This is a genomic window from Streptomyces sp. SID8352 (assembly GCF_009862265.1).
Classification (GTDB): Bacteria; Actinomycetota; Actinomycetes; order Streptomycetales; family Streptomycetaceae; genus Streptomyces.
This window is the reverse complement of sequence record NZ_WWGX01000006.1, coordinates 266,010-292,900: the sequence shown is the minus strand read 5'-3', so window position 1 is coordinate 292,900 and position 26,891 is coordinate 266,010. Positions and strand designations below refer to the sequence as shown.

Sequence of the window (26,891 nt, the reverse complement as noted above, 5' to 3'; positions counted from 1 at the left end):
CTTCTGCCCCTGGTGCTGCTGGGCATCGCGGGCTGCACCACCGTGACGCCCGTCCCCCTGCCCGACGACGGCCCTCGGGGCGTGCACGGCGTCCCGGTCGCCGCGCGGGCCTCTCCTGGACCGGGAGCCGAGGAGTCGCCGGGCCCGGCGGCGCCCCCGCAGCACTCGGCCCTGGTGCGGACCGGCGCCGGGCAGGACCGTCCGGCGGACGGGGAGGACCGCGAACGCGAGGGCGGGGAAGAGGCAGGCTCCGCACGGTCCGGAGGGCCGCGCTCCGCCACCCCGGTCCGTCCGGCGCCCCGCCGCCCGCCGGTGCCGCAGACCCCCCGCGTCCCGCAGACGGTGCCGAGCGCTCCCCGCGCGCCACGCCCGCAGGCACCGCGCACTCCGCGCCCCCCGCAGGCGCCGTCACGGCCCGCCGCGGCCGAACCGGCGCCGGTCCGCCCGGGCCAGATGCGCGGCCTGTGCCGCCGCGCGGACGGGGTGGCGGACCCTGGTCTGGTCCGGCTCTGCCATCGGACCTGGGGCTGAGCGACGGGCCACCCACCGTTCCGGGGCGCGGGAGATCCGGCGGTGTGCCGGGAGCGGGCCCGGACAGCAGCACCAACCGGATCAGTTCATTCCGGCTGGAGGGGCATGGTGATCCGTACGCCATCACTCACCCTCCGTAGCGGGAAGCGGAGGTACGGCCATGAGGAATCCCGGAAGAGGACACCGGTACGTCGTCCCGCCGCCGGTCTCACCGCCGCGGTGGCCGGAGGCCTACTCCTGGCGGGCGGCGGCGCCGGCGCGGCCACGGGCCAGGATTCGCGTCCACCGCGACCGACACCCCGTCCGGCGGTGCGCGGCGGCACATCGACCCCTGGGTCCTGGACCAGTTGCGCCTCCTCGACCCGGCCGCCGCCCAGCGGCTCGCCGTCCACGATCCCCGGGTCGAGGACCGACCTGCCCGGCTCACCGCCCGGACGGACGCACCGGGCGTGACAGGCTGACCCCGTCCGGGGAACGGGCCGCGCCAGGTGCCCGTCCTCGGGCGGGCACCGCACGGCGCGGCGGACGGCCCCGTCCGGCCACCGCGTGCACCCGCACCGACGACCCGAGGAAGACACATGCGCGATCTCGCCGACTCGCTGGAATCGATGGAGCAACTGGCCGCCGTCTGGCGGACGATGGTGCTCGACCGTGATCCGCGCGCCGATGTCCGGGACTTACCCGGCATCGCGGTGCGCTGGGCGGACTGCCGGTTCGCCTTCTGGAACTGCGTCACCCTGACCGGCTTCGGAACGGGCGCCGGCCTGCTCAAGGAACGCCTGGACGAGGCCGCGGCGATCATGCGGGCGAAGCGGCACCCGGGGTTCCTCTGGGTCTTCGAGGACCTGCTCGACGAGGAGGCACGCGCGGGACTCGGGGCGGCGGCCGAGCAGTCCGGCCTGGTGCACGCCTTCCCGGGCACGGGGATGGCGGGCGATCTGCTGCCGGTCGCCGAACCGGCCCATCCCGACCTCGAGTTCGTCCGGGTGACCGACGCGGAACGGCTGCGGGCCTTCGCGGACCTGAACTCCCGCGCCTACGGCTTCCCTCTGGAGGACGGCCGCGACGGCCTCCTCCCCTCCCCGCTGTGGACCCGGCGGACGCACGCCTATCTGGCCCTGCGGAAGGGTGAACCGGTGTCCTGCGCGGCCACGGTGGAGTCCGCGGGGCGGCTGTTCGTGCTGCTGGTCGCCACCGACCCGCGCCAACAGCGGCGGGGTTACGGGGAGGCCGTGACGCGCAAGGCGCTGTACGAGGGCGGTCGGGCCACGGGGGCGACACGGGCGGTGCTGCACGCCACCGCCGCCGGGGCGCCGGTCTATCCGCGCATCGGCTTCGCGCCGAACTCCCCGATGGGGTTCTACGCCCTCCGGGAGACGCCCTGAGCGGCCGGGGCGCACCTCCGCTGCCGGGTGGTGCCACCCGCTGCCGCGCCCCGCGGGAGCGCACGGGCGCAGGGCCTCTCCGGGACGGAGGAACGAGACCCGTGGACCCTCGCGGCGGTGGCGCGGGGGGCCTCGTGGGCCGGGGCGGGGCGCGCCGTTCGCTCCGGCGCCCCCGAGCGACCGTCCGTGACGGCCGCCTTCCCCCGCGTCCGCGCGTTACTTGCTGACCGCGAAGCGCATCAGGGCGTGCTCGTCGCCCTGCTTGATCTTGCCGGTCTCGTTGATGACCTGGAGCTTCCAGGAGGAGCCGGCGCGCACGGCCTTGGCCACGGCACAGCCGTTGTCCTGGGTGAGGAGGCTGGGCCAGATGTCGGCGACCTGCTGGGAGCTGCCGCCGGTCGCGTCGTAGACCTTGAAGCTGATGTTGCGCGCCTTCTGGAAGGAGCTGCCCTTCTTGTAGGCGGCGGCGACGAACACGACGGCCGTGATGTTCGGCGGGATACGCGCGAACTCGACGGTCACGGTCTCGTCGTCGCCGTCGCCGTGGCCGGTCTGGTTGTCGCCGCTGTGCAGCACCGAGCCGTTGCCCATGGGGTCGAGCGAGTCGAGGCCCGCGAGGCGCACCGGCTCACCGTTCTGCATCGCGACGGCGATGAGATCGAGGTCGGTGCCGGTCTTGCGGCGCAGCTTGCCCATCACTCCGCCGCTGCTTCCGGCGGTGGGGTCCCAGGAGACACCGATGGACAGGTGCGTCACACCGTCCAGGTCCGCCGGGCCGTCTTCCTTGGTGAGCGTGATCATGCGTGGGTCATCCTCCGTCATCGGAACTACACCACGCAAAGTCTGCCTGGCGTACTGCCGGGCCCGTCCGGCGGGTCCCGGCCATGGGGTGGGGCGCCCCGGCCGGCCGTGGGGGTGTCCGCGACCGGTCCCGGAGGGCGGCCCCGGGATGCGCGGGCGCGCCCGGCGCCGTTGTCCTGGGCGCCGGCGGGATGGTACGCGGTCAGCGGCGGGACATGGCCCGGTCGAGGGCCGTGACGCCGACCGCCGCGAGAGCGATCTGTATCAGCCACTCGATCCAGTCGGGGCCCCTGGTGTCCGCGACACCGAGCCCGGCGGCGAGCGCCGAGCCGACGAGGGCCGCCACGATGCCGACCAGGATGGTCCGCAGCAGGCCGATGCGCTGCCGCCCGGGGGCGACGAGCCGCCCCAGGAAACCGATGACGGCGCCGATGACGACGGCACTGATGATCCCGGATATCTCCATGCCCGAATGCCCGACCTTCCCTCTGCCGGCTCGCTGTGATCTCTTCGGCCCCGCCCCGGGTTCCCGTCCGGAGGGACTGGACGGGACGGGGCGGGGCGGAACCGTCCGCCGGACGGCTGACCGGGTGGTCGGGTCAGACGTTGACGCCGAAGTCGGCGGCGATGCCCGCCAGTCCGGAGGCGTAGCCCTGGCCGACCGCGCGGAACTTCCACTCGGCGCCGTGACGGTACAGCTCGCCGAAGACCATGGCGGTCTCGGTGGAGGCGTCCTCGGAGAGGTCGTAGCGGGCGATCTCCTGCCCGCCCGTCTGGTTGACGACGCGGATGAAGGCGTTGCGGACCTGGCCGAAGCTCTGGCCGCGGTTCTGGGCGTCGTGGATGGAGACCGGGAAGACGATCCGGTCGATCCCGGCGGGCACTGCCGAGAGGTTGACCTTGATGCTCTCGTCGTCGCCCTCGCCCTCACCGGTGAGGTTGTCACCGGTGTGCTCCACGGAGCCGTCCGGGCTGGTGAGGTTGTTGTAGAAGACGAAGTGGGTGTCGGTGGGCACCTTGCCGGACCCGTCCAGGAGCAGCGCGGAGGCGTCCAGGTCGTAGTCGGTGCCGGTGGTGGTGCGCACGTCCCAGCCGAGGCCGATCAGCACGGCCGTCAGGCCGGGCGCCTCCTTGCTGAGCGAGACGTTGCCACCCTTGGCCAGGGAAACTCCCACTGTGTACTCCTTCTCTGCGTCGAGGGATGGGGTCACGGTCCACGGCGCGGAACGCGAGTCGAATCTACAACAATGTAGAAGCGCTCCGGGGCCCGCCCGGTTCCCGTCCGCCGTGTCCGTTGTTCGTCGTGTCAGTTGTTCGTCGCACCTGGTGTTCGCCGTGCCCGGTTGTCGCCGTGCCCGGTGGTCGTCGCGCCCTGCCCGCTCACGCGCCGGGGCCGGACCGGGCCGTCGCGGAGGCGAAGCCCAGCCAGGTGTGGCGGTTGCCCCACCAGCACCAGCCGACCTTGGGCGCGTCGCGCCGCTCGCGGCCGTCGCGGCCGGTGCCGTTGCTGATCCAGAGGGCGGGGGTGCGGGCGTCCAGGGTGCCGTTGGGTTTGACCAGCCGGGAGCCGATGGTCATGAAGCAGTGGTTGCGCTCCAGGACCTCGGGGCGCTGAAGGACCCAGTGGATGCCCTCGGTGAGGACGAGCGGGGTGCGGCCCCGCCCCGCGATTTCCGGCAGCGCCTCCTCGGGGCTCCAGTTGGCGAGGTCGTCGCCCCGGTCGGGACCGGTGACGAGGTACAGGGGGGCGTCGGGCAGCTCGGCGGCGTGCGGGGCGAAGCGGTCGACATCGGCCATGTCGGCGACCACGAACCCCGGCTTGGCGCCGCGCCGGAGCAGCGGGGCCAGGGCGGACGCGGGGGCGCGGTCGGGGTGGACGGCGAGAAGGGCTCCGGCGTCCTCCACGAGGGGCCCGGCGGCTGCGGCGAAGGCGCGGATCTCGGTGGCGGACAGCCCCGCGATCTCGTGCACCCCCTCCTCGATCAGCCGTTCGGCCTGGGCGTCGAGGGAGGGGAGAAGGACGGGGGCGGCGGACGCGGTGCCGGGCACGGTACTCCTGGGGCCGGTGACATGGCTGGACCCGTGGAACGCGCCGGGCGGCCCGGATGTTCCCGGTGTGCGGAACATCCGGGGGACGACCCCGGTCCGACCTCCCGGGGCCGGGCACGCGCGCCCCGGTACGACCCCCGCCGCCCGGTCGCGCTGCCGGTCGAGGGGCGGCGCGAACGGCGCCGACCGCCGCGCGCCGCACGGTGCGGGACCTCTCCCACCGGCCAACTGCTCGACGGAGCACAACCATTGACGAATGTCGTGGGTCACACCGGACAGGAGGAATCACCTTCGGACTTCGCAAGGGGGAACAATGATCGCCACTCGTTCCGTCCTGACCGCCGCCGCCCTGGCCGCGCTGTCGCTGGGCGCCACGACCGCCCTGGCCGCACCCGCCTCGGCGGCGCCCAACACCACTCCGCAAAAGCTCTGCGGCACCGCCTACAAGACCGTCAACTCCCAGCCCGTGGGCGCGGTCGGCACCCTGTACCTGACCTACAACGCGACGAACGGCAAGAACTGTGTCGTCACCATCCGCAGCAACCCGGGCACGGTGCTCGACATGTCCGCGTGGCTGTACGTCAACGGCACCGACCAGGGCGCGGACGACTTCGGGCGCTACACCTCGTACGCGGGTCCGGTCCAGGTCTACGGCAAGGGCCGCTGTGTGGACTGGGGCGGCAGCATCGACAACGTGTACGTGCAGGTGTACGGCTCCAACTGCGGCTCGCTGAAGGAGCACGTGGTCACCTACACCCGCTGACCTCACGGGACCGGACGGCGCACGGCGCCCCGGGGAGGGGACCGGAAGGGCTCACCCCGGGGCGCCGGACCACCGCGCGGGACCGACCGCGCGACCGGCGGCCGGTGCCGCGGTGCGACCGCCGGTGACGGGGCGCGGCGGGACCGGCCGCTCCGGCCCCGTCACCGCGCGCCCACTCCCGTCCCGTCCAGCCCGCCCCGGCCTGCCAGTCCCGTCTCGTCTCGTCTCACCATCCGGATGGTGGACGCACCGTCCCACACCTCTCCCGCACCCCGTAGGCTGTGAGGTGCAGCTGGTTCGCCCCGTCCGCCAGGCGGGGTGTCGCAAGAGGGAACCCGGTGGGAATCCGGGACTGCCCCGCAGCGGTGAGCGGGAACGACCGCCGTCATACGCACTGCGCCCGGGAGACGGGCGTGGGAAGCGACGGCCAGTAGGTGTCCTCCGGACGGGGGACGTGCCCGCGAGTCCGAAGACCTGCCACTGCCCGTGCGCGGAGCCCCCGCGCGCGGACATTCCGGTGACCTCGTGGGCGGGTCGGCGCGCATACCCGGCGGACGGCCGCGCCCTCGCGCGCGCTCCCTCCCCGGGTCGGCCACCCTTCGCGCCCTCGTCCCGTCGCCGGGATCTCAGGGATTCATCTCGCGAAGGAGATCTCCGTGACCAGCAAGTCCGCAGCCGCGGCGGCACGGGCCACCGTGTACGGCTACCCCCGCCAGGGTCCGAACCGGGAACTGAAGAAGGCCGTCGAGGGGTACTGGAAGGGCCGCGTCACCGCCGACGCCCTCCGGACGACCGCCGCCGAACTGCGCCGCGCCAACTGGCGGAGCCTCGCCGAAGCCGGTGTGCACGAGGTCCCCACCGGTGACTTCTCGTACTACGACCACGTCCTCGACACCTCCGTCATGGTCGGCGCGGTCCCCGGGCGCCACCGCGCCGCCGTCGAGGCCGACCCGCTCGACGGCTACTTCGCGATGGCCCGCGGCACCCAGGACGTGGCGCCGCTGGAGATGACCAAGTGGTTCGACACCAACTACCACTATCTGGTCCCCGAGTTGGGACCGGATACGGTGTTCGCCGCCGACTCCGGCCGGCAGGTCGCCGAGCTGACCGAGGCTCTGTCCCTGGGCCTCACCGCCCGTCCCGTGCTGGTCGGCCCGGTGACGTACCTGCTGCTCGCCAAGCCCGCCCCCGGTGTGGCGGCGGACTTCGACCCGATCACCCTGCTGGACCGGCTGCTCCCCGTCTACGCGGAGATCCTGGCCGATCTGCGCGCCGCCGGGGCCGAGTGGGCGCAGCTCGACGAGCCCGCCCTCGTCCAGGACCGTACCCCGGCCGAGCTCAAGGCCGCCGAGCGGGCCTACCGCGACCTCGGCGCCCTCACCGACCGGCCCAGGCTGCTGGTCGCCTCCTACTTCGACCGCCTCGGCGACGCGCTCCCGGTGCTGGCGAAGGCCCCGGTGGAAGGGCTCGCGCTGGACTTCACCGAGGCCGCCGCCGCCAACCTGGACGACCTGGCCGCCGTCGGCGGGCTGCCCGGCAAGCGCCTGGTCGCCGGTGTCGTCAACGGGCGCAACGTCTGGATCAACGACCTCCGGAGGTCCCTCTCCACCCTCGGCACCCTCCTCGGGCTGGCCGACCGCGTCGATGTCGCCGCCTCCTGCTCCCTGCTGCACGTCCCGCTGGACACCGGGGCCGAGAAGGACATCGATCCGCAGATCCAGCGCTGGCTGGCGTTCGCCCGGCAGAAGACCGCCGAGATCGTCACCCTCGCCAAGGGCCTCGCCCTGGGCACCGACACCATCGCCGCCGAACTGGCCGCGAACCAGGCCGACCTCGCCTCCCGCGCCACCTCCCCCCTCACCAACGATCCGGCCGTGCGCGCCCGCGCCGCCGCCGTCACCGGTGCCGACGCCCGCCGGTCCCTGCCGTACGCCGACCGGGCGGCCGCCCAGCGCACCCGACTCGGGCTGCCGCTGCTGCCGACGACCACCATCGGGTCGTTCCCGCAGACCGGTGAACTCCGCGTCGCCCGCGCCGACCTGCGGGCCGGCCGCATCGACACGGCCGGGTACGAGGAGCGCGTCAGGGCGGAGATCCAGGAGGTCGTCTCCTTCCAGGAGAAGGCCGGCATCGACGTCCTGGTGCACGGCGAGGCCGAGCGCAACGACATGGTCCAGTACTTCGCCGAGCAGCTCACCGGCTACCTCGCCACCCAGCACGGCTGGGTCCAGTCCTACGGCACCCGGTACGTCCGCCCGCCGGTCCTGGCCGGGGACATCTCGCGGCCGGCACCGATGACCGTGCGCTGGACCTCGTACGCCCAGTCGCTCACCGGCCGCCCGGTCAAGGGCATGCTCACCGGGCCGGTCACCATGCTCGCCTGGTCCTTCGTCCGCGACGACCAGCCGCTCGGCGACACCGCCCGGCAGGTGGCCCTCGCGCTCCGGGACGAGGTCGGCGACCTGGAGGCGGCCGGGACGGCGGTCATCCAGGTCGACGAGCCCGCGCTGCGCGAGACGCTGCCCCTGCGGGAGGCCGACCACGCCGCCTATCTCTCCTGGGCGACCGAGGCGTTCCGCCTCACCACCGGCGGGGTGCGGCCGGACACCCAGATCCACACCCACATGTGCTACGCGGAATTCGGCGACATCGTCCAGGCCATCGACGACCTCGACGCCGACGTCATCAGCCTGGAGGCGGCCCGCTCCCATATGCAGGTCGCCCGGGAGCTGGCCGCCCACGGGTACCCGCGCGAGGCGGGTCCGGGGGTGTACGACATCCACTCGCCGCGCGTCCCGAGCGCCGAGGAGGCGGCGGAGCTGCTGCGCGCCGGTCTGAGGGCCATCCCCGCCGAGCGGCTGTGGGTGAATCCCGACTGCGGGCTGAAGACCCGCGGCTGGGCCGAGACGCGGGCCTCGCTGGAGAACATGGTCGCCGCCGCCCGCACGGTCCGCGCGGAGGCGCCCGCCGGGTCCTGACCACGGGCGTGTGCGGGGGACGGCCGGGCGGCCGTCCCCCGCACACGGGTTCATCCGGCGCGGACGCCGTCGGGCAGCAGCGCCGTCAGGGAGGTGACCGGGTGCCCCACCTCCAGCGATCCGAGCACCCCCTCCAACAGCGGCACCCCGGGCGCGCCCGGCAGAGGTACGGCGGAGACGGCCGGAACGGAGGGTTCCGAGGGGGTGGCGGGCGCGGCCGGGGCGGCGGTGGCGGTGGCGGTGGCGGTGGACGCCAGCACCGCGGCGGACAGGACGGAGACACACACGAGTCGCTTGACCATGACCGCCCCAACGACCGCTGCCCCCACGGGGAAACGCCAGCCGCGCCAAACGTGTGACAGCCGCCGGGACGGAGATCCGGGAAGGAACGGGGACCAGCCCGGCCGAACCCCGGCAGGACGCGGTGGGAGGCGCCCGAAGACGATCACCGAGGGGCCTTCCGGGGCGGACGGCCCTCTTTCCTCTCGTTGAACTATGAAGCAAAGTGGCTCACGGTCCCGGGCCGCCCGGCCCATGACCGGACCTCCCCACGGCGTATCCGCCGAACGACACGAAGTGAGGCATCGCGTATGAAGCCGCACCACCGACGTCTGGGCAGTGCCGCCTTCGCCACCGCCGCGGCGGCACTGTGCCTTGCCGGGGCGGGCCAGGCACAGGCCGACCCGCTCGGCAGCGTCACCTTCTACACGGGCGCCGACCGGACCGGGACTGCCGTCCGGCTCGACCTGGAGAAGGTCGGCGTGTGCCAGGAACTCGACACCCCGGCCCGCTCCTTCCTCGCCCTGTCCGACCAGGCCGTCGACGTCTTCTTCAACGAGGACTGCGTGACCGGCGCCCCCGGCCGGACGGGCGACCTGTACTTCCGCACGGGCACCCTCGGCCAGGGCGACTTCCCCTACCCGGCCGTCAGTTACCGGATCCGCTCGGCCGCGGGCTGACCCGGCCCGGAGGTCTCGGGAGCCGCACCGACCGGGGTGCCGGTTCCCGAGGACCGGTACCCGGGCTCACCCGCGGGATCCTTCCCGCGCTCCCCCTGTGCTCCCCCGCACTCCCGGCACCGCCCCGCGCGGAGACGCGCGGGAAGCGCGGGAAGCGCGGGAAGCGCGGGAAGCGCGGGAAGCGCGGGAAGCGCGGAGGGGGCCGCCGGGCCCCGCCGTCGCCCCGTCCCCGCCGGGCCCCGGCCGCCGTCTCCGGCCCCTTCCGGGACCCCGTCCGCCGCCGCGCCGTTCCGCCGCCCGGCGCGTCATTCTGCCGGGCCGTCCGCGCCCCCGGCTCCGCCCCCGTCCAGTACGCCGAGGTAACGGCCGGTCTCCGCCGACGCGTTGAGCATGGCGAGGGCCCGGGTGTGCAGGCGCCTCCGGCGCTCCGCGATGGCGGCGGACGCGGAGTCGGGGGAGGTGGCCCCGCGCAGTTCGTCCAGCAGCGGCGCGATCTGCGCCAGCAGGTAACCGCTCCGGCGCAGTTGGTGCACGATGCGGGCGTCGCGGACGTCGTCGGCCGTGTAGGTCCGGTAGCCGGTCCCCCGCTCCCGCCCCGGGCGCAGCAGTCCGGCACGCTCCCACCGGCGCAGGGTGGCGGGGCGCAGGCCGAGCCGGTGGGCCAGGGCGCCGACGGTGGTGGCGCGGTGGGCAGGAGAGGAGGCGGGCCCGGGGGTCAGCTCGGCGAGGGCGCGTTCGATGGCGTCCAGGGTCCGGCGGTCGGCGAGCAGCTCGGCGTGGCCGGCGTCGACGGCGGTGAGCGCCTCCTCGGTGGCCCCGGTGTTGAGCAGCGTCATGATCCGCCGTGCCGTGGCGTGGCCGTGGGCGGGGACGAGGGCGAGGAAGGTGCGCAGCGCCGCCGCGTGCAGGGGCGTGTAGCGGCGGTAGCCGGTGGGGGTGCGGTCGGCGGCGGGGAGGATGCCGGCGGCCTCGTAGTTGCGGACCGCCTGTCCGGACAGTCCGTGTGGCCGCGCGAGGTCGACGGGCCGCATCGCATCCCCTCCAGGTGTCACGTCGTTTGAAGGTCGTCCGGTCGGTCGATCCCCGTCGACCGGCTGTTTTCGGGTCGGACGGCGCCCCAACCCTCAACCGTCGCGTCAACGATAGCGTCGAAGCCATGATGACGGATGACTTCCCGTACCCGGCCGTCGACCGGTTCCTGGCCCGCCGCCCCCGCCCGCCGCGCGTGCTGGCGCTGGGCGAGCCGTTGCACGGCGTGGAGACCTTCCCGCTGCTGCGCAACGCCCTGCTGCGCGGGCTCGTCGAGCACCGGGGGACCCGCCTGGTGGCCCTGGAGTCGGACTGCCTCAAGGGCCGCTTGGTCGACGCCCATGTGCGCGGTGACGGCACGGCTCTCGACCCGACGATGTCCCGGGGCTTCAGCCACGGCTGGGGGGACCGGCCCTCGAACCGGGCCCTGGTGGAGTGGCTCGGCGCCCGCAACCGGGGCGCGGGCGCGAACGACGCGGTGGGCTTCGCCGGGTTCGACGCCCCCATGGAGATCACCGGCGCCGAGAGCCCCCGCGCGGCCCTGCGCCTGCTGCACGGCTTCCTCACGGACCACGCCCCGTCGGTGCCCCATCCGTGGGAGCGGATCGACGCCCTGCTCGGTGACGACGTGCGCTGGACCCATCCCCGGGTGATGTGGGAGCCGTCCCGCTCGGTCGGGGACACGGCCGACGCCCGGGAGCTGCGGGTGATCACCGACGATCTCCAGCGGCTGCTGGCCGGGGTGGCGCCCCGGTACGCCGCCGGGGACACGGCCGGGGCCCTGCGCGACGCCGAACTCGGCGCGCGCACCGCGGCGGGGCTCCTCGCCTACCACCGGGTGCTGGCGGAGACCGGTCCGGAGGAACGGATGTCCCGGGCGCTGGGCCTGCGGGACACGATGATGGCGGAGAACCTGGCCGCCCTCGCGGACCGTGAGCGGGGCCGGGGTCCCCTCCTGGCCTTCGCCCACAACCAGCATCTGCGCCGGGGTGTCGCCTCGATGCGGATGACCGGGGTGCGGCCGGCCTGGAGCCCCGCGGGCGCGCACCTGGACCGCGCACTGGGTCCGGAGTACGTGGTGATCGCGCTGGCGATCGGCTCCGCGCCGCACCTGGGGATCGACGCGCCGCCCCCGGACAGTGTGGAGGGACGGCTGTGCGCGGCCTCGCCGGAGCCGAGGCTGGTGTCCGGCGGCGAACTGGCCCGGCTGCGCGCCGGGTCCGGGGACCTGACGGCGCGCGGGACGGACGACTTCGCGTACTTCCCGCTCGATCCGGACGGTCTCGACGACTACGACGCGATCCTGTTCCTCCCCCGCCTCGCCCCGCCCCCGCCCGGGGCGGCGACACCGTAGGGTTCCGGGGCGCCCGTCAGGACGTGGAGGGCGACTCCTCCCCGGCCCCCTGGCCGGGCACCAGGACGGCGCGGAGACGCAGGACTCCCTCCCGCCACTCCGCCGCGTCGGACGTCTCGTCCCAGAGCTCGGCGAGTTCCGACTCCTCGGACAGCACCCGGGTGAGCGCGTCCGCGGCGAGCCGCCGGAGGTCGTCGCCGAAGGTCGGCAGGGCGCCGGCGGGCCCGTAGCCGGTGCTGACCGGTTCGCCGCCGGGGCACTGGGCCGCTATCAGGGCGGCCGCCGCGACGGCCTCCTCGGCCTCCGGGCTGTCGAGGAACTCCACGGCCCCGGCGGCCCGCTGGAGGGTCGCCCGGAGGAACTCCGCGCGCCCCTCCCGGTCCGTCCCGTCCAGGGTGCCGGCGAAGTCCGCGGCGGTGTCGTTCTCGAAGGGGCCGATGTCCCAGGTGCCCATGATGTACTCCTCGGGTCGATGTGCGGTGATCATCGCACCGGCCACTGACAACGGCCGTCACGGTGCGGTCGGCCGGATGAACGGAGGACGCGGGTGTGGTGAACCTGACGGAGAGGGTCGTCGGACTGGTCGACGAGGTGCTGGGCCCCGAGGTCGTCGGCATGTATCTGCACGGCTCCTCCGTGCTCGGCGGACTCCGCCCGGCCAGCGACGTGGACGTGCTGGTCGTCTCCCGGCGGCGGCTGGACGGGACCGGGCGGCGTGCCCTGCTCGGGGGCCTGCTCGGCATCTCGGGGGACGCGAACGGCGCCCGCCCGGTCGAGCTGGCCGTGGTGGTGCGGTCCGAGGTCCGGCCGTGGCGGTACCCGCCGGTCTGCGACTTCCTCTACGGGGAGTGGCTGCGCGCCGACTACCGGGCCGGGCGGGTCCCCGGGCGGGAACCGATGCCGGATCTGGCCCTGCTGATCACCATGGCGCTGGCCGGTGACCGCCCCCTCTCCGGTCCGCCCCCGGGCGAGGTCCTGGCCCCGGTGCCGTGGGCCGACGTGGTCCGGGCGAGCCTGGCCGGCCTCCCCTCCCTGCTCGACGACCTGGACGACGACACCCGCAACGTCCTGCTGACCCTCGCCCGGATCCGGGCCACCCTCGCCACCGGACGGATCATGTCCAAGGACGCCGCCGCCGACTGGGCCCTGCCACGGCTCCCGCCCGAGCACCGCCCGCCCCTGGCCCACGCCAGGCGGCTCTACCTCCACCACCCCTACGCCGGGGAGAACTGGAGCGACGCCCTGCGGGACGGGGTGCGCCCGCACGTGGAGCTGATGCTCGCCGGGATCGACCGGGCGGCGCGCGGGGAGGACCGATGACGCTGTGGATCGTCGAGCACGCCCCGGGAGCGCGAGGGTGCCCGAGGGTGCTGAAGGGCGTGCTGAACCGGCCGTGGGCGTGGGCCGTCCACGATCCCGAACCGCCGTCCGCGACGCCGCCCGGGGACTACGTGCTGACCACCCGGCACCGGGCGCTCGACGTCGACCACTGGGGGGTCAACTGGCTCGCCTCGGAGCACTTCGTGGGGATCTGCCGGGAGTTCGGGCTCCGGGTGACCCCGGTTCCCGTGCGGGTCCTGCTGTCCGGCGGGGTGCCCACGGCGAAGCGGTACTTCTACCTGCTGTGGTCCGAGTGGGCCTCGGTGATCGACCGGGAGGCGTCCGCGTACACGGCCGACACCGATCTCGTGACCGGGGAGCCCCTGCACCACCGGCACTTCCCCTCCGTCCCCGTGCTGCTGTCCGTCGACACCTTCGTGGTCGACGCGGCGAGGGTCCCGCGGGCCGCCGCCTTCCGCTGCCCCGACCTCGACCACGCGCTGGTGTGCGGTGACGCGTTCCGGAGGGCCTGCGAGGAAGCCGGTCTGCTGGGCCTCGGGTTCCGGGAGATCACCGGCTACACCAAGGCCGGGTTCTGGGGGTAGCGGACAGGCGGGCCCCCGCGGCCCGGGAGGGCGGCGGGAGCCCGTTCCCTCCGGGCCGCGGGGGCCTCAGTGAGGCGCCTACAGGGTGCGCTCCAGGCGGTCGGCGACCAGCTTCACGAACCGCGCCGAGTCCTTCGGACGGCCGCCCTCGGCCAGCACGGCGAGGGAGTAGAGGAGTTCGGCGGTGTCGGTGAGTTCCGCGCGGTCCCCGCCGCCGGTGTGGGCGCGGTTGAGGGCCTTCACCAGCTGGTGCTCCGGGTTGAGTTCCAGGATGCGCTTGGCGTGCGGGATCTCCTGGCCCATCGCCCGGTACATGTTCTCCAGCGCGGGCGTCAGCTCGTTCGCGTCGGAGACGACACAGGCCGGGGAGACGGTCAGCCGGGAGGAGAGCCGGACCTCCTTGACGTCCTCGCCCAGGTGCTCGGTCATCCAGCCGAGCAGTCCGGCGTACTCCTCGGACCGCTTGTCCTTCTCCTCGTCGGACGCCCCGTCCCCGTCCTCCGCGAGGTCGAGTTCGCCCTTGGCGACCGAGCGCAGCGGCTTGCCGTCGTACTCGCCGACCGCGTCGGCCCAGACCTCGTCGACGGGGTCGGTGAGCAGCAGCACCTCGATGCCCCTGGCGGTGAACGCCTCCATGTGCGGGGAGTTCTCCAGGGCCTGGCGGGACTCGCCGGTGAGGTAGTAGACGGCTTCCTGACCGTCCTTCATCCGCTCCGCATACTCCTTGAGCGTGGCGGGCCGCTCGGCGTCGTGCGTGGTGGCGAAGGAGCAGACGGCGAGCAGCGCGTCGCGGTTGTCCGGGTCGGTGACCAGACCCTCCTTGAGGACGGCGCCGAACTCCCGCCAGAAGGTGGCGTAGCGGTCGGGCGCGGACGCCATCATGTCCTTGACCGTGGCGACGACCTTCTTGGTCAGCCGGCGCTGGATCATACGGATGTGGCGGTCCTGCTGGAGGATCTCGCGGGAGACGTTCAGCGAGAGGTCCTGCGCGTCGACGACGCCCTTGACGAAGCGCAGGTGCGGCGGGAGCAGTTCCTCGCAGTCGTCCATGATGAAGACGCGCTTCACGTAGAGCTGGACGCCGCGCTGGTGGCCCTGGGTGAACAGGTCGTGCGGTGCGTGCGAGGGGATGAAGAGCAGGGCCTGGTACTCGAAGGTGCCCTCGGCCTGGAGGCGCACGGTCTCCAGCGGGTCCCGCCAGTCGTGGCTGATGTGCTTGTACAGCTCGTGGTACTCGTCCTCGGACACCTCGTCGCGCGGACGCGCCCACAGTGCCTTCATCGAGTTGAGCGTCTCGGCCTCGGGCGCCTCGCCGTCCTCGCCCGGAGCTGCGGTGGGCAGCAGCCGGACCGGCCAGGTGATGAAGTCCGAGTACCGCTTGACGATCTCCTTGATCTTCCACGTGGAGGTGTAGTCGTGGAGCTGGTTCTCGGAGTCCTCGGGCTTGAGGTGGAGGGTGACGGAGGTGCCCTGCGGGGCCTCCTCGACCCGTTCGAGGGTGTACGTGCCCTCGCCGCGCGAGGTCCAGCGGGTGCCGTGCTCCTCGCCCGCGCGCCGGGTGAGGAGGGTGACCTCGTCGGCCACCATGAAGCCGGAGTAGAAGCCGACGCCGAACTGGCCGATGAGCCCGTCGGCACCCGCGCCGTCCCGCTCCCGCAGCTCGCGCAGGAACTGGGCGGTGCCCGAGTTGGCGATGGTGCCGATGAGCCGGGTCACCTCGTCGTACGACATGCCGATGCCGTTGTCCCGCACGGTGAGGGTGCGTGACTCGCGGTCGACGTCGATCTCGATGTGCGGGTCGGACACGTCGACGTCGGGCGCGTCGTCCTTGAGGGAGGCGAGGCGGAGCTTGTCCAGCGCGTCGGAGGCGTTGGAGACGAGCTCGCGGAGGAAGACGTCCTTGTTCGAGTAGACCGAGTGAATCATCAACTGCAGGAGCTGACGGGCCTCTACCTGGAACTCAAACGTTTCGGTCGACATGGCGGGTGGCTACCTCACAGGTCCGCGGTGATCCGTACTGGCGGAGGCCACTCTAAAACAGCCGCGCCCGGATTCCGCAGGCGTTCCGGTCAGTCGTCCTCCGGCACGGCGGTCTCCGCCAGCCACGCGGTGCGGGCGTCGGGCGGATCGAGGCACAGGATCCGCTCGTCCTTGCCGGTGTCCAGCGGGCCATGCGGTGCTCGCCCCGGCAGTGGAACGGGGAGCCGGCCCAGGACCGCCCGAGGTCGAGCGGGTCGCGCCCGGCGCGGGCGGCCTCGGCGACGAGCGCCCCCCGTGACCGGGGGGGCGGGGGGCGCCCGGGGCGCGTCCGGAGCGGGCGCCGGGACGTGGCCGGACCCCGCGGTCCGGCGCCCCGCCGGGACGGTCACCGCACCGCCGGGCGACCGCCCCCGCCCGCGTACGCTGGTGGGCGTGTGTGCCGCCCGTCTGCATCGTGTCGCCGTCCTCGTCCTGGAGGGTGCCAAGCCGCTCGACGTGGGAATCCCCGCCCAGGTGTTCACCACCCGGGCCAGCATGCCGTACGAGGTGCGGGTGTGCGGGGCGGTCCCCGGGCTGGTGACCGGCGGCGACGGACTGTCGTACCACGTGGCGCACGGACTGGACGCATTGGCGTGGGCCGACATCGTCTTCGTCCCCGGCTACCGCTTCCCCGACCGCGACGATCCGCCCCGGCCCGTGGTCGAGGGGCTGGCGGCGGCGCACGCGCGGGGCGCGCGGCTGGCGGCGATCTCCACCGGCGCCTTCGCGCTCGCCGCCACGGGCCTGCTCGACGGGCGGCGCGCCACCACCCACTGGCACTACTCACGGGCCCTGGCTGCGAAGCACCCCCTGGTGCGGGTCGACGAGAACGTACTCTTCGTCGACGAGGGCAGCGTCCTCACCTCGGCGGGCGCGGCCTCCGGCATCGACCTGTGCCTGCACATCCTGCGCGGGGACCTCGGGGTGGCCGCCTCCAACCACGCGGCCCGACGGCTGGTCGCCGCGCCGTACCGCAGCGGGGGCCAGGCGCAGTACGTGCCGCGCAGCGTGCCCGAGCCGCTGGGCGAGCGGTTCGCGGCCACCCGGGAGTGGGCGCTCAGGCGCCTGGGCGAGCCGCTCACCCTGGAGGCGCTGGCCCGGCACGCGGCGGTGTCGCCGCGCACCTTCTCGCGGCGGTTCGTGGAGGACACCGGGTACACGCCGATGCAGTGGGTGATGCGCGCCCGGATCGACGTCGCCCGCGAGCTGCTGGAACGCTCGGAGCTGAGCGTCGAGCAGATCGCCGCCGACGTGGGCCTGGGCACCGGCGCGAACCTCCGGCTGCACTTCCAGCGCATCCTCGGCACCACGCCGAGCGAGTACCGGCGCACCTTCGCCCGGGGGGAGTGAGCACCCGCCCGGCGCGCGCCTCTCGGGGGAGGGCCGTCCGGGGCGCCCCGACGGATCCTCGGGGTTCCCCGGAGGGTCTCCCGGACCGTCTTCGACAGTGCTCCGGGGGCCGTGGCGCGATCCTTGCGAACCGTGGCGCTCCTGCCGCTGCCACGGGCCGCGGCGGCGGGCGAGGCTGGTGGGGAACCGAAGGGACTCCATCATGACTCGCATCGGCATCAACGGATTCGGCCGCATCGGACGCAATGTGCTGCGCGCCCTGCTGGAGCGCGACAGCTCCCTTGAGGTCGTCGCCGTCAACGACCTCACCGACCCCACCGCCCTCGCGCGGCTGCTCGCCTTCGACACGACGGCCGGGCGGCTGGGCCGCCCCGTGACCGTGGACGGGGACACCCTCGTCGTCGACGGGCGCCGCATCCGGGTGCTGGCCGAGCGCGAGCCGGCCCGGCTGCCCTGGGCCGAGCTGGGCGTGGAGATCGTCCTGGAGGCCACCGGACGCTTCACCTCGGCCAAGGCGGCCCGCGCCCACCTGGACGCCGGCGCCAGGAAGGTGCTGGTCGGCGCGCCGTCGGACGGCGCCGACGTGACGCTCGCCTACGGCGTCAACAACGACGCGTACGACGCGGAGCTGCACACCATCGTCTCCAACGCGTCCTGCACGACCAACGCGCTCGCGCCGCTGGCCTCGGTGCTGGACGGACTGGCCGGCATCGAGCACGGCTTCATGACGACGGTGCACGCCTACACCCAGGAGCAGAACCTCCAGGACGGCCCGCACCGCGACCCGCGCCGGGCCCGTGCCGCCGGGGTCAACATCGTGCCGACCACGACGGGCGCGGCGAAGGCCATCGGCCTGGTGCTGCCGCAGCTCGACGGGAAGCTGTCCGGCGACTCGATCCGGGTGCCGGTGCCGGTGGGCTCGATCGTGGAGCTGAACACCACGGTCGCCCGCGACGTGACCCGCGACGAGGTGCTCGCCGCGTACCGGGCCGCCGCGGAGGGCCCGCTCGCCGGTGTCCTTGAGTACTCGGAGGACCCGCTGGTGTCGGCCGACATCACGGGCAACCCGGCCTCGTCGATCTTCGACTCGGAGCTGACCCGCGTCGACGGCCGGCACATCAAGGTCGTCGCCTGGTACGACAACGAGTGGGGCTTCTCGAACCGGGTGATCGACACGCTGGAGCTCCTCTCCGCCCGCTGACCGGGCGACATCGGGGCCCGTCACGGGGTGGACCCCGGCAGCCGGTTTCCGGCCGCCGGGGTCCACAGGTCACAATGGGTGGATGAGCAATTCCCATGTTTTCTTCGACATCGACATCGACGGCCAGGACGCGGGCCGGATCGTCTTCGAGCTCTTCGAGGACGTGACCCCCAAGACCGCCCGCAACTTCATCGAGCTGGCCACCGGCGAGCACGGCTTCGGCTACAAGGGCTCGCCCTTCCACCGTGTGATCCCGCAGTTCATGCTCCAGGGCGGCGACTTCACCCACGGCACCGGCATCGGCGGCAAGAGCATCTACGGTGCGAAGTTCGCCGACGAGAACTTCACCCTCAAGCACACCGGTCCGTACCTGCTCTCCATGGCGAACGCGGGCCCGAACTCCAACGGATCGCAGTTCTTCGTCACCACGGTCGCCACCCCCTGGCTGGACGGCAAGCACGTCGTCTTCGGCAAGGTCATCCAGGGCACGGACGTGGTGGACCGCATCGAGGGCCTCGGCTCCCCGTCGGGCAGCACCTCCGCGAAGATCACGGTCCGCGACTCGGGCCTGGTCAAGGGCTGACCGCGTACCGCCAGTGACCGCGAACGCCCCGGGGGCCGTGACGGACCCCGGGGCGTTCCGCTCGTCCGGGACCCGCCCGCCGGGCCCCCGCCGCGCCCCGGCGGGCGCCCGGCGGGCGGGTCCTCGCCGTGTCCCCCCGAATGTGCCCGCGGGGGCTCAGCGCGCCGTCCGGAGGCCGGGGTGCCGGGTGAGGGACTGGGGGAAGTCGGTGATGACTCCGTCGACGCCCAGCGCGGCCATGCGGCGCATGGCGCCGGGCTCGTCGACCGTCCAGACGTTGATCTCCATGCCCAGCGCGTGGACGCGGTCGACCAGCCGCCGGTCGGTCACCGTGTACTGGGGGTTCACCTGGTCGGCCCACCGGCTGAGCCGGACGAGTTCCGCGTCGGTCGGCCGTTCGGCGTCCAGGACGCCGACCGGGACACCGGGCAGCCGGGAGCGGAACTCGCGGGCGTCGTCCGGCCGGAAGGACTGCACGGCGAGCCGGTGCCGGGTCAGGGCCTGCCGGAGGTAGCGCGGGCGCTGCCGCAGTTCGCCGGCGAGGTCCGCCGGGAGCCCGGTGTAGTGGGAGCAGGGGCTGATCTCGGCGAGGAGTCCGGTGCGGGTGCCGTCCAGCCGCGCGATCACCTCGCCCACGGTGGCGATCCGTTCGCCCGCGAAGTCCCGGTCGAACCAGGACCCGGCGTCCAGCCGCCGCAGTTCGGCCCAGGTGAAGTCGGAGACCCGGTACCGGGGGCGGCCGGGGAAGACCTCCTCGACGTCGGTGGTGCGCTCCATGGTGCAGTCGTGGAAGTCGACCAGGCGGCCGTCCCTGGTCCGCTGGACGTCGATCTCCACGAAGTCCGCCCGCTGCGCGACCGCCAGTCCGACGGCGGCGGCCGTGTTCTCGGGCGCCATGCCCGAAGACCCGCGGTGCGCGATGACGTCCGGCCCCGCCGCGCCGTCCGGCCGCCGCGGGCCGGCCTCCGGCCGCGGGACACCGGGCCGCGCGCCCCCGGGCCCCGCGGCGCCCGGCCGGGCCGTGTCCGAGGGGGCCGCGGCGGGCAGCGCCCGGTCCGCCCGTACCGCCCCGCGCGCTCCCGCCGCTCCGTCGGCATGGGCGCCCGTCGGTGCCACCGCCAGGGCCAGGCCGCTCAGCAGGGCCACGACCACTCCGCCACGCCGTCCACTCGTCCGTCCCATGTCGGCCTCCCGGGTCCGCTGGACTCCCGGCAGCCTCGCGGCCGGAGGTTACGAACGCCCCGCCGCCGCATGGCGGCGCCCCGAACCCCGGCGGGCGGGCGGACCCCGCCGCTCAGCGCCGGGCGAACGCCAACACGGCGAGCAGCGTGGTCGGCTGACGGGTCGACAGATAGAGGTAGGGCGCCGGATGGCCGGGGTGGTTCAGCTCGATGCGCAGCGCCGTGGGGACGTAGCCGCGCAGCAGCATCGCCGCCCGTCCGTCGGCCCTCCGGGTGCGCCACAGGAACGCCTCCTCGGCGTCCAGGATCTCCGCCAGGCCGAGGGAGGCGAGCGGGAAGCGGTGGGTGCCCGCCGTGAGGTGACCGCCCGTCACCACGATGCCGACCGCCCCGTAGGCGTACAGGCCGAGGGCCGCCAGGGCCGCCGCGGCGGCGAGTCCGGCTCCCGCCGCCACCGGGCCGAGGGGCAGCAGGACGAGGCCGGTCATCACGGCCGGAAGGGCGGCGAGCCAGTGCCACGTCCTCGGCACGCCGAGTCGTTCTTCGTACAGACGCATGCCGCCAGCCTGTCAGCTCCGCCCGGCCCGGTGCGCACCGCCCCGGCTACGGTGCCGCCCTCCGCCCCGTCCGGGCTGCGCCGAACGGGGGACAGCGGGAGGAGGCGGGGCACCCGCTCGTGTATGTGGTCAACCAATGAGGTGTCCACGTACGGAGTCGGAGGTCGGTATGCCCGTCAGGAGAGCACTGGTGCTCGTCGTCGGTGCCGTCGTGTGCGCCGGTGTGCTGGGAGGCGGCTGCGCCCCGCCGTCGCGGGAGGGTCCGCCGCCCGCGCGGCAGCGGACGGCGGCGGCCCATCCCGGTCCCCCGGCCGTCGTCTTCCGCCCCCTCCCCGGGCTCGGTCCCGGGATGCTGGCGCGGATCCCGGCCGCCACCCGGCAGGTGCTGATGGTCCGGGCGGCGACGGAGGACGCGTCCCGGGGGCGGGCGGTGCTGTACGAGCGCGACCCCGTACGGGGCTGGAGCGCCGCGGCCGGACCCTGGCCGACGCACAACGGGCTGCGCGGCTGGACCGACGACCACCACGAGGGCGATCTGCGCACCCCCGTCGGCGTCTTCGGACTGTCGGACGCCGGGGGCAGGCTGCCCGACCCGGGGACGCGGCTGCCGTACGACGAGGACCCGGCGTTCACGGTCGAGGGTGACGGCCATCTCGGCGAGCCGCTGGAGGGCTCGTTCGACTTCGTGATCGCCATCGACTACAACCGGGTCCCGGGCACGACCCCGCTGGACCCCACCCGGCCGCTGGGTGACGAACTGGGCGGCGGGGTGTGGCTCCATGTGGACCACGGCGGGCCCACCAACGCCTGCGTCTCCCTGAGCGAGGAGCACATGCGGGCACTGCTGCTCGCGCTGGACCCGGCGGAGCGGCCGGTGGTCGTCATGGGACCGGAGCCGGCGCTGCGGGACGGCATGGCGTGACCGGGGGATCCCGGTGTCTCCCCCGGGCCGCCCCTCCGGGCCGCTCCCCCGGACCGTCCGGCCGGGCGTCCGCACACCGGCCCGCGCGGGACCGGGCACGTCCCCCGTGACCCCGCGTCCGGTTCCCGCCTCGGCCGTGGCCGCGCGTGCGGGCACGCCGCTGCGGCGCGGGGCCCTCGGCCCTCCCGGCCGCCCCCTGCATCCGGCCGGTCAGTCGCCCGGCCCGCCGCCCGGCGCGCCGTCGCCCGGGCCGCCCCGGCGGGCCGTCCGCGCGACGGGCCGGGCCGCCGGTGCCGTGCTGGCGCGCACCACCAGCACCGGTTCGGGTCGGGCGGGGGCGGCGGCCTCCGCCGCGCCCCCGACGCGGCGCAGCAGCCGCGCCACGGCCAGCGCCCCGACCGCGGTGAACGGCTGGGCGACGGTGGTGAGGCCGGGCGCGCAGTAGGCGGCCAGGGCGATGTCGTCCACACCCACGACGGAGACGTCCTCCGGCACCCGCCTGCCGAGTTCGCGCAGGGCGCGGATCACCCCGAAGGCCATCTCGTCGCTCGCCGCGAAGACCGCGGTCGCCTCGGGGATCCGGCCGAGGACCAGCCCGTTGCGATAGCCGGACTCCGGTGTCCAGTCGCCCTCCAGCACCGGCGGCGCGGTCAGGCCCCGCTCCCGCAGCGCGTCCTGCCAGGCCGTGCGGCGGGCGGAGGCGTCGAGNCACTCCCCCGGTCCGGCGACGTGCCAGACGCTCTCGTGCCCCAGGTCGGTCAGGTGCCGTGTCGCCAGCCGGGCCACCAGCGCCTGGTCGACGGCGACGACCTCGGCGGCCGCCGTCCGCGCCCCGTCGACGGTGACCGTCGGCACGGCGCGGGTGAGGCGTTCGAGTGCCGGGGAGGCCCGCACCAGCGGGACGCAGAGGACGACGCCCTCGACGCCCTGGTCGACCAGCCGGGTCAGGGCCTCCGTCACGGCCGCCGCGTCCGGCGATGCGGTGGTGGCGCCGGAGACGGCGTAGCCCGCCGCACGGGCCGCCGTCTCGACGCCGAGGGCGAGGCCGGCCCGGGAGGCGAAGGTGGTCCGCAGGGTGACCACGCCGATGGTGCGGCTGCGGCCCGAGGAGAGGGCGCGCGCCGCGTTGTTCCTGCGGTAGCCGAGCTGCCCGACGGCGGCGAGGACCCTGGCCCGGGTCTCCGGGCGGACGTGGGGGTGGCCCGCCAGCGTCCGGGAGACGGTCTGCGCCGACACCCCGGCGAGCCGGGCGACGTCGGTCATGCCCGGGGGCCGGGCGGCACCGCCCTCCGGCGCGGTCCGTCCCTCCGCCGGGCCCCCGGCGGTCCCGGGCGTCGTCGAAGCCATCGTGTCCCTCCCGGGGGCGGTGCGTACGCGGAGCGGGCGGTGTGCGCGGAGCGGGCACCGCCGCCCATGGCCCGCAGTGTACGGCCGTCGAGGCGCCATTGGCATCGATAACAGCATCTGCCATAGTTCCGGCCGGGGCCGCCCGCACCGAGCTGGGAACAGCCTGGTGTTTCGGGGCGAGGCGGTCCGATGTCCGAGGGAGGACCGGATGGTATCGATCACACCGAGCGCACCCGATCATGCGCCGGTCCTCACCCACCCCGGGGGACGGCTGCTGCGCGCGGGGCGTCCGCACCGCGTGCTCTCCGGCTCCCTGCACTACTTCCGCGTCCATCCCGGCCAGTGGGCGGACCGGCTGCGCCGGATCGCGGCCCTGGGCCTCAACACGGTGGACACCTATGTCCCGTGGAACTTCCACGAGCCCCGGCCGGGCCGGTACCGCTTCACCGGGTGGCAGGACGTGGAGCGGTTCGTCCGGACCGCGCAGGAGATCGGCCTCGACGTGATCGTCCGGCCGGGCCCGTACATCTGCGCCGAGTGGGACAACGGCGGGCTGCCGGTCTGGCTGACCGGTCGGCCCGGCATGCGGCCGCGCTGCTCCCACCGGCCGTACCTGGACGAGGTCGGGCGGTGGTTCGACGAACTCGTGCCGCGCCTGGCCGCGTTGCAGTTCTCGCGGGGCGGACCGGTGGTCGCCGTGCAGATCGAGAACGAGTACGGCAGCTACGGCGACGACCGGGAGTACCTCCGCTGGGTGCGGGACGCCCTCGTCGGGCGCGGCATCACCGAGCTGCTGTACACGGCCGACGGGCCGACGGAGCTGATGCAGGACGGCGGCGCTCTGCCCGGCCACCTGGCGACGGCCACCTTCGGCTCGCACGCAGGGGAGGCCGCCGCGCTGCTGCGGTCGCGCCGCCGGGACGAGCCCTTCCTCTGCGCCGAGTTCTGGAACGGCTGGTTCGACCACTGGGGCGAGAAGCACCACGTCCGTTCGGCGGAGAGCGCGGCGGACACGCTCTCCGGCATCCTCGGTGCCGACGGCTCGGTCAGCCTCTACATGGCGCACGGCGGCTCCAACTTCGGTCTGTGGGCGGGCGCCAACCACGACGGCGAGCGCCTCCAGCCGACGGTCACCAGCTACGACTCGGACGCCCCGGTGTCCGAACACGGCGCGCTCACCCCGAAGTTCCACGCCTTCCGTGAGCTGCTGCGCCCGGTGACCGGCGCGCCGCCGCGGCAACCGCCTCCCGATCCCGTGCCGCTGGCGCCCCGTTCCGTCCCCGTCGTCGCGGGCGCGGGGCTGCTGGAGGGGCTGCGGACGGTGTCCGAGCCGGTGTCGTCGCCCCATCCGCCGAGCTTCGAGGAACTGGACCAGGCGTCGGGGCTGGTGCTCTACCGCGCCGGACCGCTGCTGCCGGACGGCGCCCACCCGCTCACCGTCACCGGCCTGCACGACCGTGCCCAGGTCTTCCTGGACGGTGCCCCGCTCGGTGTCCTCGACCGGGAGGACGGCTCGCTGGAGGTGACCGGCCGGGGTGAACGGGTCCGTCTGGAGCTGCTGGTGGAGAACCAGGGCCGGGTGAACTACGGTCCGCTGCTCGGCGCGCACAAGGGCATCCTCGGCGGCGTGGCGGTCGGGCGGCGCCTGGTGCACGGCTGGACCGCGCGCGGTCTGCCGCTGGACCTCTGGACCCCGGACGACCTGGAGCGCGCGGTGGCGGCGGCGCCGGGCGGGGGCGGCACCGGCGGGTTCTCGACGGCGCGGTTCACCCTCGCCGGGACCGCCGACACCTTCCTCGCCCTGCCGGGCTTCACCAAGGGGTTCGTCTGGGTCAACGGCACCCTCCTCGGGCGCTATTGGGAGATCGGCCCGCAACGCACCCTGTACGTCCCGGCGCCGCTGCTGCGGACGGGGGACAATCTGCTCACCGTCCTGGAACTGCACCGCTCCGGGGACCATGTCGAGCTGCGCGACCGGCCCGAACTGGGGCCCGCCGAGGAGTACGTGGAGACCTTCTGACCCCGCTCCCCGGCTTCTCGCGCACGCGACTCCCCTGCTCCGCGGCTCAGTTGGCCGTCGATACCGTCGGCCGAGGCGGCCCCGGTGGGCACGCGGGCGCCCCGTGACCCGGCCGGCTCAGGCGGCGCGCACCCGCGGCGGCAGGGACCGCACGGGTTCGGCGGGGGTGCGGACGGTCCGGGCCGGGGTGCGGGTGGGTCCCACCGGGGTGCGGGCGGAGCGCACCCGGTAGGTGGTACGCGTCGGATCGACGATCGGCTCGCCCAGGGCGATTCGGCCCTCGGCGCGCAGGAGTTCGCAGGTCTCGGTGGGCAGCGCCACATAGCAGCCGCCCTTGCCGGTCACGGAGTCCAGCGGGCGCCAGTAGCGGTATCTGCGCCGCCCGTCGGGGTGTTCGGTGACGAAGACCGGGGTGCGGGAGTCGGAGACGATCCGCAGGACGTCGGCGTCGGCGGTGGACGGCGCGGGCGGGACGGCCCGGCGGGTGCGGGCGGAGGACGGGGCGCGGGCCGGTATGGGTGCCTCGGCGCGGACGGCGATGAGCGGCATCGGGGGGTGACCTCTCCTGGGCAGGGACTCGATCGAGACCCGCGTACCCGGTTCGGCCGGTGTTGATCTCGCTATCCGCATTGTGCGGCACCCCGCCGACAGCGGGGCACTCCGACACTTCCCCGCATCATCCTCCGGTATGCCTCCCCTCATGATCGTCCTTCAACCGCCGCCTCCCCACCGCCCGTTCCGCCCGCCTCCGCGGCCCGGCCGCGCGTGGCGGAGTCCCCGGCGCGCCCTCGGGCCGGGCGGCCGGCCCGTCGTGCGCCCCCGGACGGCACCGGCGCGTACGCGTCGCGCACGGACCCGCTCCGGGCCGCGGTGGCCCGGGTTCCGCGTCCGTCCACCGCCGTCGGCACCGACGCGGAATCCGCCATTGCCGTGCGACGGCTCAACCGGCCCGCTGACGCGCCCTTGTCGCCGGCAGGAGCGCGGGGCACTTCCGCGTTCAGGTGCGGCGACGTCCTCCATCCCGCGACGTTGCGACACCCTCACGAGTCCTTCACGGGACGCACACTTTCCGGCCGACTCGTGCTTCCGGCGTGACCCGGGGTGCAGACGGTGCCTCGGGGCCGTGCTTAGTCTCCCGGGCCATGCGATCCTCTCGAACGAGGCACTTCGGTCTCGCCACGATCATTGCCCTCGCCCTCGCCCTGTTCGGCATGGCGCCCTCCGCGAGCGCCGCCGCCGCTCCGTCGGCCGAGCTGACCTTCAGCACCGACACGGCCACCACCACGCCCGGCGGCACGGTGAACCTGTCGATGACGCTCACCAACCACAACACCTACGACGTCTGGTTCGTCTACCAGACGATCGACCCGACGTACCTCACCACCATGCGGCCCGACCTGAAGTACAGCTTCACCGGCTGTAGCCTCGCCACGGCCACCGGTCCGGTCCCCTGCACCGGTACCGGCCCGGCCAACCTCGGCCAGAACTACGGCACCACCGTGCCGCCCGGCCAGAGCCGCACGGTCACCCTGACCCTCTCGGTCGCCGCCGACTCCGGCTGCAACGGCAACATCGGCTTCTACTCGTACTACTACGCCGAGTTCAGCGACAGCAGCAGCGTCAGCAGCGGTCCCGTGTACACCCCCGAGACCCGGATCCTCTGCGCCTGAGCGCCCCCTCCTCACGGCCGGTCCCCCCTGGGGGGCCGGCCTTCGGCGTGCTTCCGGGCGGCCGGCCGTGACTTGATCTCGACATCGGGCCGAACGGCTTTCCGCGCATGGTTCCCCCGGCCGCGGCGGCGTGGATCGCACTCTTTCCGGCGCGGGCATCGCCGCAGCTCCGCAGCGCAGCGGCATACCGGACGGAGCGGTCCGGCGGGGACGAGCCGCCCCGCACGTCCGGAACAGCGCGTTTCCCGAAGCACTGGACACATACGC

The 26,891-nt window shown here is 74.3% G+C and carries 25 protein-coding genes and 1 riboswitch; of the genes, 13 read left to right on the top strand and 12 right to left on the bottom strand.

Annotated features, from left to right (window positions below; translation table 11 throughout):
* Positions 1-1,109: 1,109 nt before the first annotated feature.
* A complete protein-coding gene (locus GTY84_RS02445; RefSeq protein ID WP_161224336.1) occupies positions 1,110-1,916 on the top strand; it encodes a GNAT family N-acetyltransferase in 807 nt (268 codons plus the stop codon).
* A 216-nt stretch (positions 1,917-2,132) separates the two neighbouring features.
* Here the strand turns inward: GTY84_RS02445 and GTY84_RS02440 are convergent, their stop codons facing one another.
* The 4 genes from GTY84_RS02440 to GTY84_RS02425 form a co-directional block, all read right to left on the bottom strand.
* Positions 2,133-2,717 (bottom strand): TerD family protein, encoded by a 585-nt coding sequence (locus GTY84_RS02440; RefSeq protein ID WP_161224334.1) that lies wholly within the window; start codon positions 2,715-2,717, stop codon positions 2,133-2,135.
* A 202-nt stretch (positions 2,718-2,919) separates the two neighbouring features.
* Positions 2,920-3,183, bottom strand: coding sequence for a GlsB/YeaQ/YmgE family stress response membrane protein (locus GTY84_RS02435; RefSeq protein WP_161224333.1), 264 nt, complete (start codon positions 3,181-3,183; stop codon positions 2,920-2,922).
* A 133-nt stretch (positions 3,184-3,316) separates the two neighbouring features.
* The gene (locus GTY84_RS02430; protein ID WP_161224332.1) at positions 3,317-3,892 is read right to left on the bottom strand and encodes a TerD family protein; all 576 of its coding nucleotides are present in this window, start codon (positions 3,890-3,892) and stop codon (positions 3,317-3,319) included.
* 205 nt (positions 3,893-4,097) lie between these two features.
* Complete coding sequence (locus tag GTY84_RS02425; protein WP_161224331.1) at positions 4,098-4,766, bottom strand: DUF5701 family protein; 669 nt, start codon at positions 4,764-4,766, stop codon at positions 4,098-4,100.
* 313 nt (positions 4,767-5,079) lie between these two features.
* Here GTY84_RS02425 and GTY84_RS02420 point away from each other — a divergent pair, with 313 nt between their 5' ends.
* Together GTY84_RS02420 and metE are read left to right on the top strand one after the other, a co-directional pair.
* Positions 5,080-5,529: a spore-associated protein gene (locus GTY84_RS02420; RefSeq protein ID WP_161224330.1), complete on the top strand. Its 450-nt coding sequence runs from the start codon at positions 5,080-5,082 to the stop codon at positions 5,527-5,529.
* Between the two features lie 276 nt (positions 5,530-5,805).
* Positions 5,806-6,026, top strand: a riboswitch (cobalamin riboswitch).
* Between the two features lie 159 nt (positions 6,027-6,185).
* Positions 6,186-8,507 (top strand): 5-methyltetrahydropteroyltriglutamate--homocysteine S-methyltransferase, encoded by a 2,322-nt coding sequence (gene metE, locus GTY84_RS02415; RefSeq protein WP_161224328.1) that lies wholly within the window; start codon positions 6,186-6,188, stop codon positions 8,505-8,507.
* Between the two features lie 50 nt (positions 8,508-8,557).
* On the opposite strand, the gene GTY84_RS02410 is transcribed toward metE, so the two are convergent.
* Complete coding sequence (locus tag GTY84_RS02410) at positions 8,558-8,809, bottom strand: hypothetical protein (RefSeq protein ID WP_161224326.1); 252 nt, start codon at positions 8,807-8,809, stop codon at positions 8,558-8,560.
* Positions 8,810-9,097: 288 nt separating this feature from the next.
* Here GTY84_RS02410 and GTY84_RS02405 point away from each other — a divergent pair, with 288 nt between their 5' ends.
* Positions 9,098-9,466 (top strand): hypothetical protein, encoded by a 369-nt coding sequence (locus tag GTY84_RS02405; RefSeq protein WP_161224325.1) that lies wholly within the window; start codon positions 9,098-9,100, stop codon positions 9,464-9,466.
* Positions 9,467-9,771: 305 nt separating this feature from the next.
* Here GTY84_RS02405 and GTY84_RS02400 read toward each other — a convergent pair whose 3' ends face one another.
* Positions 9,772-10,497 carry a MerR family transcriptional regulator gene (locus tag GTY84_RS02400; RefSeq protein WP_161224324.1) on the bottom strand — a complete coding sequence of 242 codons (726 nt, stop codon included), beginning with the start codon at positions 10,495-10,497 and terminating at the stop codon, positions 9,772-9,774.
* Positions 10,498-10,622: 125 nt separating this feature from the next.
* Between GTY84_RS02400 and GTY84_RS02395 the strand changes: the two genes are divergently transcribed.
* On the top strand, positions 10,623-11,849 hold the full coding sequence (locus GTY84_RS02395; protein WP_161224323.1) for an erythromycin esterase family protein: 1,227 nt from the start codon (positions 10,623-10,625) through the stop codon (positions 11,847-11,849).
* A 16-nt stretch (positions 11,850-11,865) separates the two neighbouring features.
* Here the strand turns inward: GTY84_RS02395 and GTY84_RS02390 are convergent, their stop codons facing one another.
* Positions 11,866-12,348 carry a DUF4259 domain-containing protein gene (locus GTY84_RS02390; protein ID WP_345943323.1) on the bottom strand — a complete coding sequence of 161 codons (483 nt, stop codon included), beginning with the start codon at positions 12,346-12,348 and terminating at the stop codon, positions 11,866-11,868.
* Positions 12,349-12,401: 53 nt separating this feature from the next.
* Here GTY84_RS02390 and GTY84_RS02385 point away from each other — a divergent pair, with 53 nt between their 5' ends.
* Positions 12,402-13,169 (top strand): aminoglycoside adenylyltransferase domain-containing protein, encoded by a 768-nt coding sequence (locus GTY84_RS02385; RefSeq protein WP_345943322.1) that lies wholly within the window; start codon positions 12,402-12,404, stop codon positions 13,167-13,169.
* A complete protein-coding gene (locus GTY84_RS02380) occupies positions 13,166-13,774 on the top strand; it encodes a DUF1629 domain-containing protein (RefSeq protein ID WP_161224322.1) in 609 nt (202 codons plus the stop codon). Before GTY84_RS02385 ends, GTY84_RS02380 begins: the two co-directional genes overlap by 4 nt.
* A gap of 78 nt (positions 13,775-13,852) precedes the next feature.
* Here GTY84_RS02380 and htpG read toward each other — a convergent pair whose 3' ends face one another.
* Complete coding sequence (gene htpG, locus GTY84_RS02375; RefSeq protein ID WP_161224321.1) at positions 13,853-15,754, bottom strand: molecular chaperone HtpG; 1,902 nt, start codon at positions 15,752-15,754, stop codon at positions 13,853-13,855.
* A gap of 432 nt (positions 15,755-16,186) precedes the next feature.
* On the opposite strand from htpG, the gene GTY84_RS02370 reads away from it, so the two are divergent.
* The 3 genes from GTY84_RS02370 to GTY84_RS02360 all read left to right on the top strand — a co-directional run bounded on the left by GTY84_RS02370 (position 16,187) and on the right by GTY84_RS02360 (position 18,927).
* Complete coding sequence (locus GTY84_RS02370; protein ID WP_161224320.1) at positions 16,187-17,143, top strand: helix-turn-helix domain-containing protein; 957 nt, start codon at positions 16,187-16,189, stop codon at positions 17,141-17,143.
* Between the two features lie 202 nt (positions 17,144-17,345).
* On the top strand, positions 17,346-18,344 hold the full coding sequence (gene gap / locus GTY84_RS02365) for a type I glyceraldehyde-3-phosphate dehydrogenase (protein WP_161224319.1): 999 nt from the start codon (positions 17,346-17,348) through the stop codon (positions 18,342-18,344).
* Positions 18,345-18,426: 82 nt separating this feature from the next.
* A complete protein-coding gene (locus tag GTY84_RS02360) occupies positions 18,427-18,927 on the top strand; it encodes a peptidylprolyl isomerase (protein WP_161224318.1) in 501 nt (166 codons plus the stop codon).
* A 156-nt stretch (positions 18,928-19,083) separates the two neighbouring features.
* Here GTY84_RS02360 and GTY84_RS02355 read toward each other — a convergent pair whose 3' ends face one another.
* Positions 19,084-20,109, bottom strand: a complete 1,026-nt coding sequence (locus tag GTY84_RS02355; protein ID WP_161224317.1) for a glycerophosphodiester phosphodiesterase family protein — start codon at positions 20,107-20,109, stop codon at positions 19,084-19,086.
* Between the two features lie 112 nt (positions 20,110-20,221).
* Entirely contained in the window at positions 20,222-20,665 is a 444-nt protein-coding gene (locus tag GTY84_RS02350; RefSeq protein ID WP_161224316.1) for a DUF3093 domain-containing protein, read from the bottom strand.
* Between the two features lie 169 nt (positions 20,666-20,834).
* Here GTY84_RS02350 and GTY84_RS02345 point away from each other — a divergent pair, with 169 nt between their 5' ends.
* Positions 20,835-21,587, top strand: coding sequence for a hypothetical protein (locus GTY84_RS02345; RefSeq protein ID WP_161224315.1), 753 nt, complete (start codon positions 20,835-20,837; stop codon positions 21,585-21,587).
* A gap of 210 nt (positions 21,588-21,797) precedes the next feature.
* Here GTY84_RS02345 and GTY84_RS02340 read toward each other — a convergent pair whose 3' ends face one another.
* Positions 21,798-22,850 (bottom strand): LacI family DNA-binding transcriptional regulator, encoded by a 1,053-nt coding sequence (locus tag GTY84_RS02340; RefSeq protein ID WP_161224469.1) that lies wholly within the window; start codon positions 22,848-22,850, stop codon positions 21,798-21,800.
* A gap of 292 nt (positions 22,851-23,142) precedes the next feature.
* Here GTY84_RS02340 and GTY84_RS02335 point away from each other — a divergent pair, with 292 nt between their 5' ends.
* Positions 23,143-24,954, top strand: a complete 1,812-nt coding sequence (locus tag GTY84_RS02335) for a glycoside hydrolase family 35 protein (RefSeq protein WP_161224314.1) — start codon at positions 23,143-23,145, stop codon at positions 24,952-24,954.
* Between the two features lie 117 nt (positions 24,955-25,071).
* Here the strand turns inward: GTY84_RS02335 and GTY84_RS02330 are convergent, their stop codons facing one another.
* The gene (locus tag GTY84_RS02330; protein ID WP_202548982.1) at positions 25,072-25,503 is read right to left on the bottom strand and encodes a hypothetical protein; all 432 of its coding nucleotides are present in this window, start codon (positions 25,501-25,503) and stop codon (positions 25,072-25,074) included.
* A gap of 593 nt (positions 25,504-26,096) precedes the next feature.
* Here GTY84_RS02330 and GTY84_RS02325 point away from each other — a divergent pair.
* Positions 26,097-26,624, top strand: a complete 528-nt coding sequence (locus GTY84_RS02325; protein ID WP_161224313.1) for a hypothetical protein — start codon at positions 26,097-26,099, stop codon at positions 26,622-26,624.
* Positions 26,625-26,891: the final 267 nt, after the last annotated feature.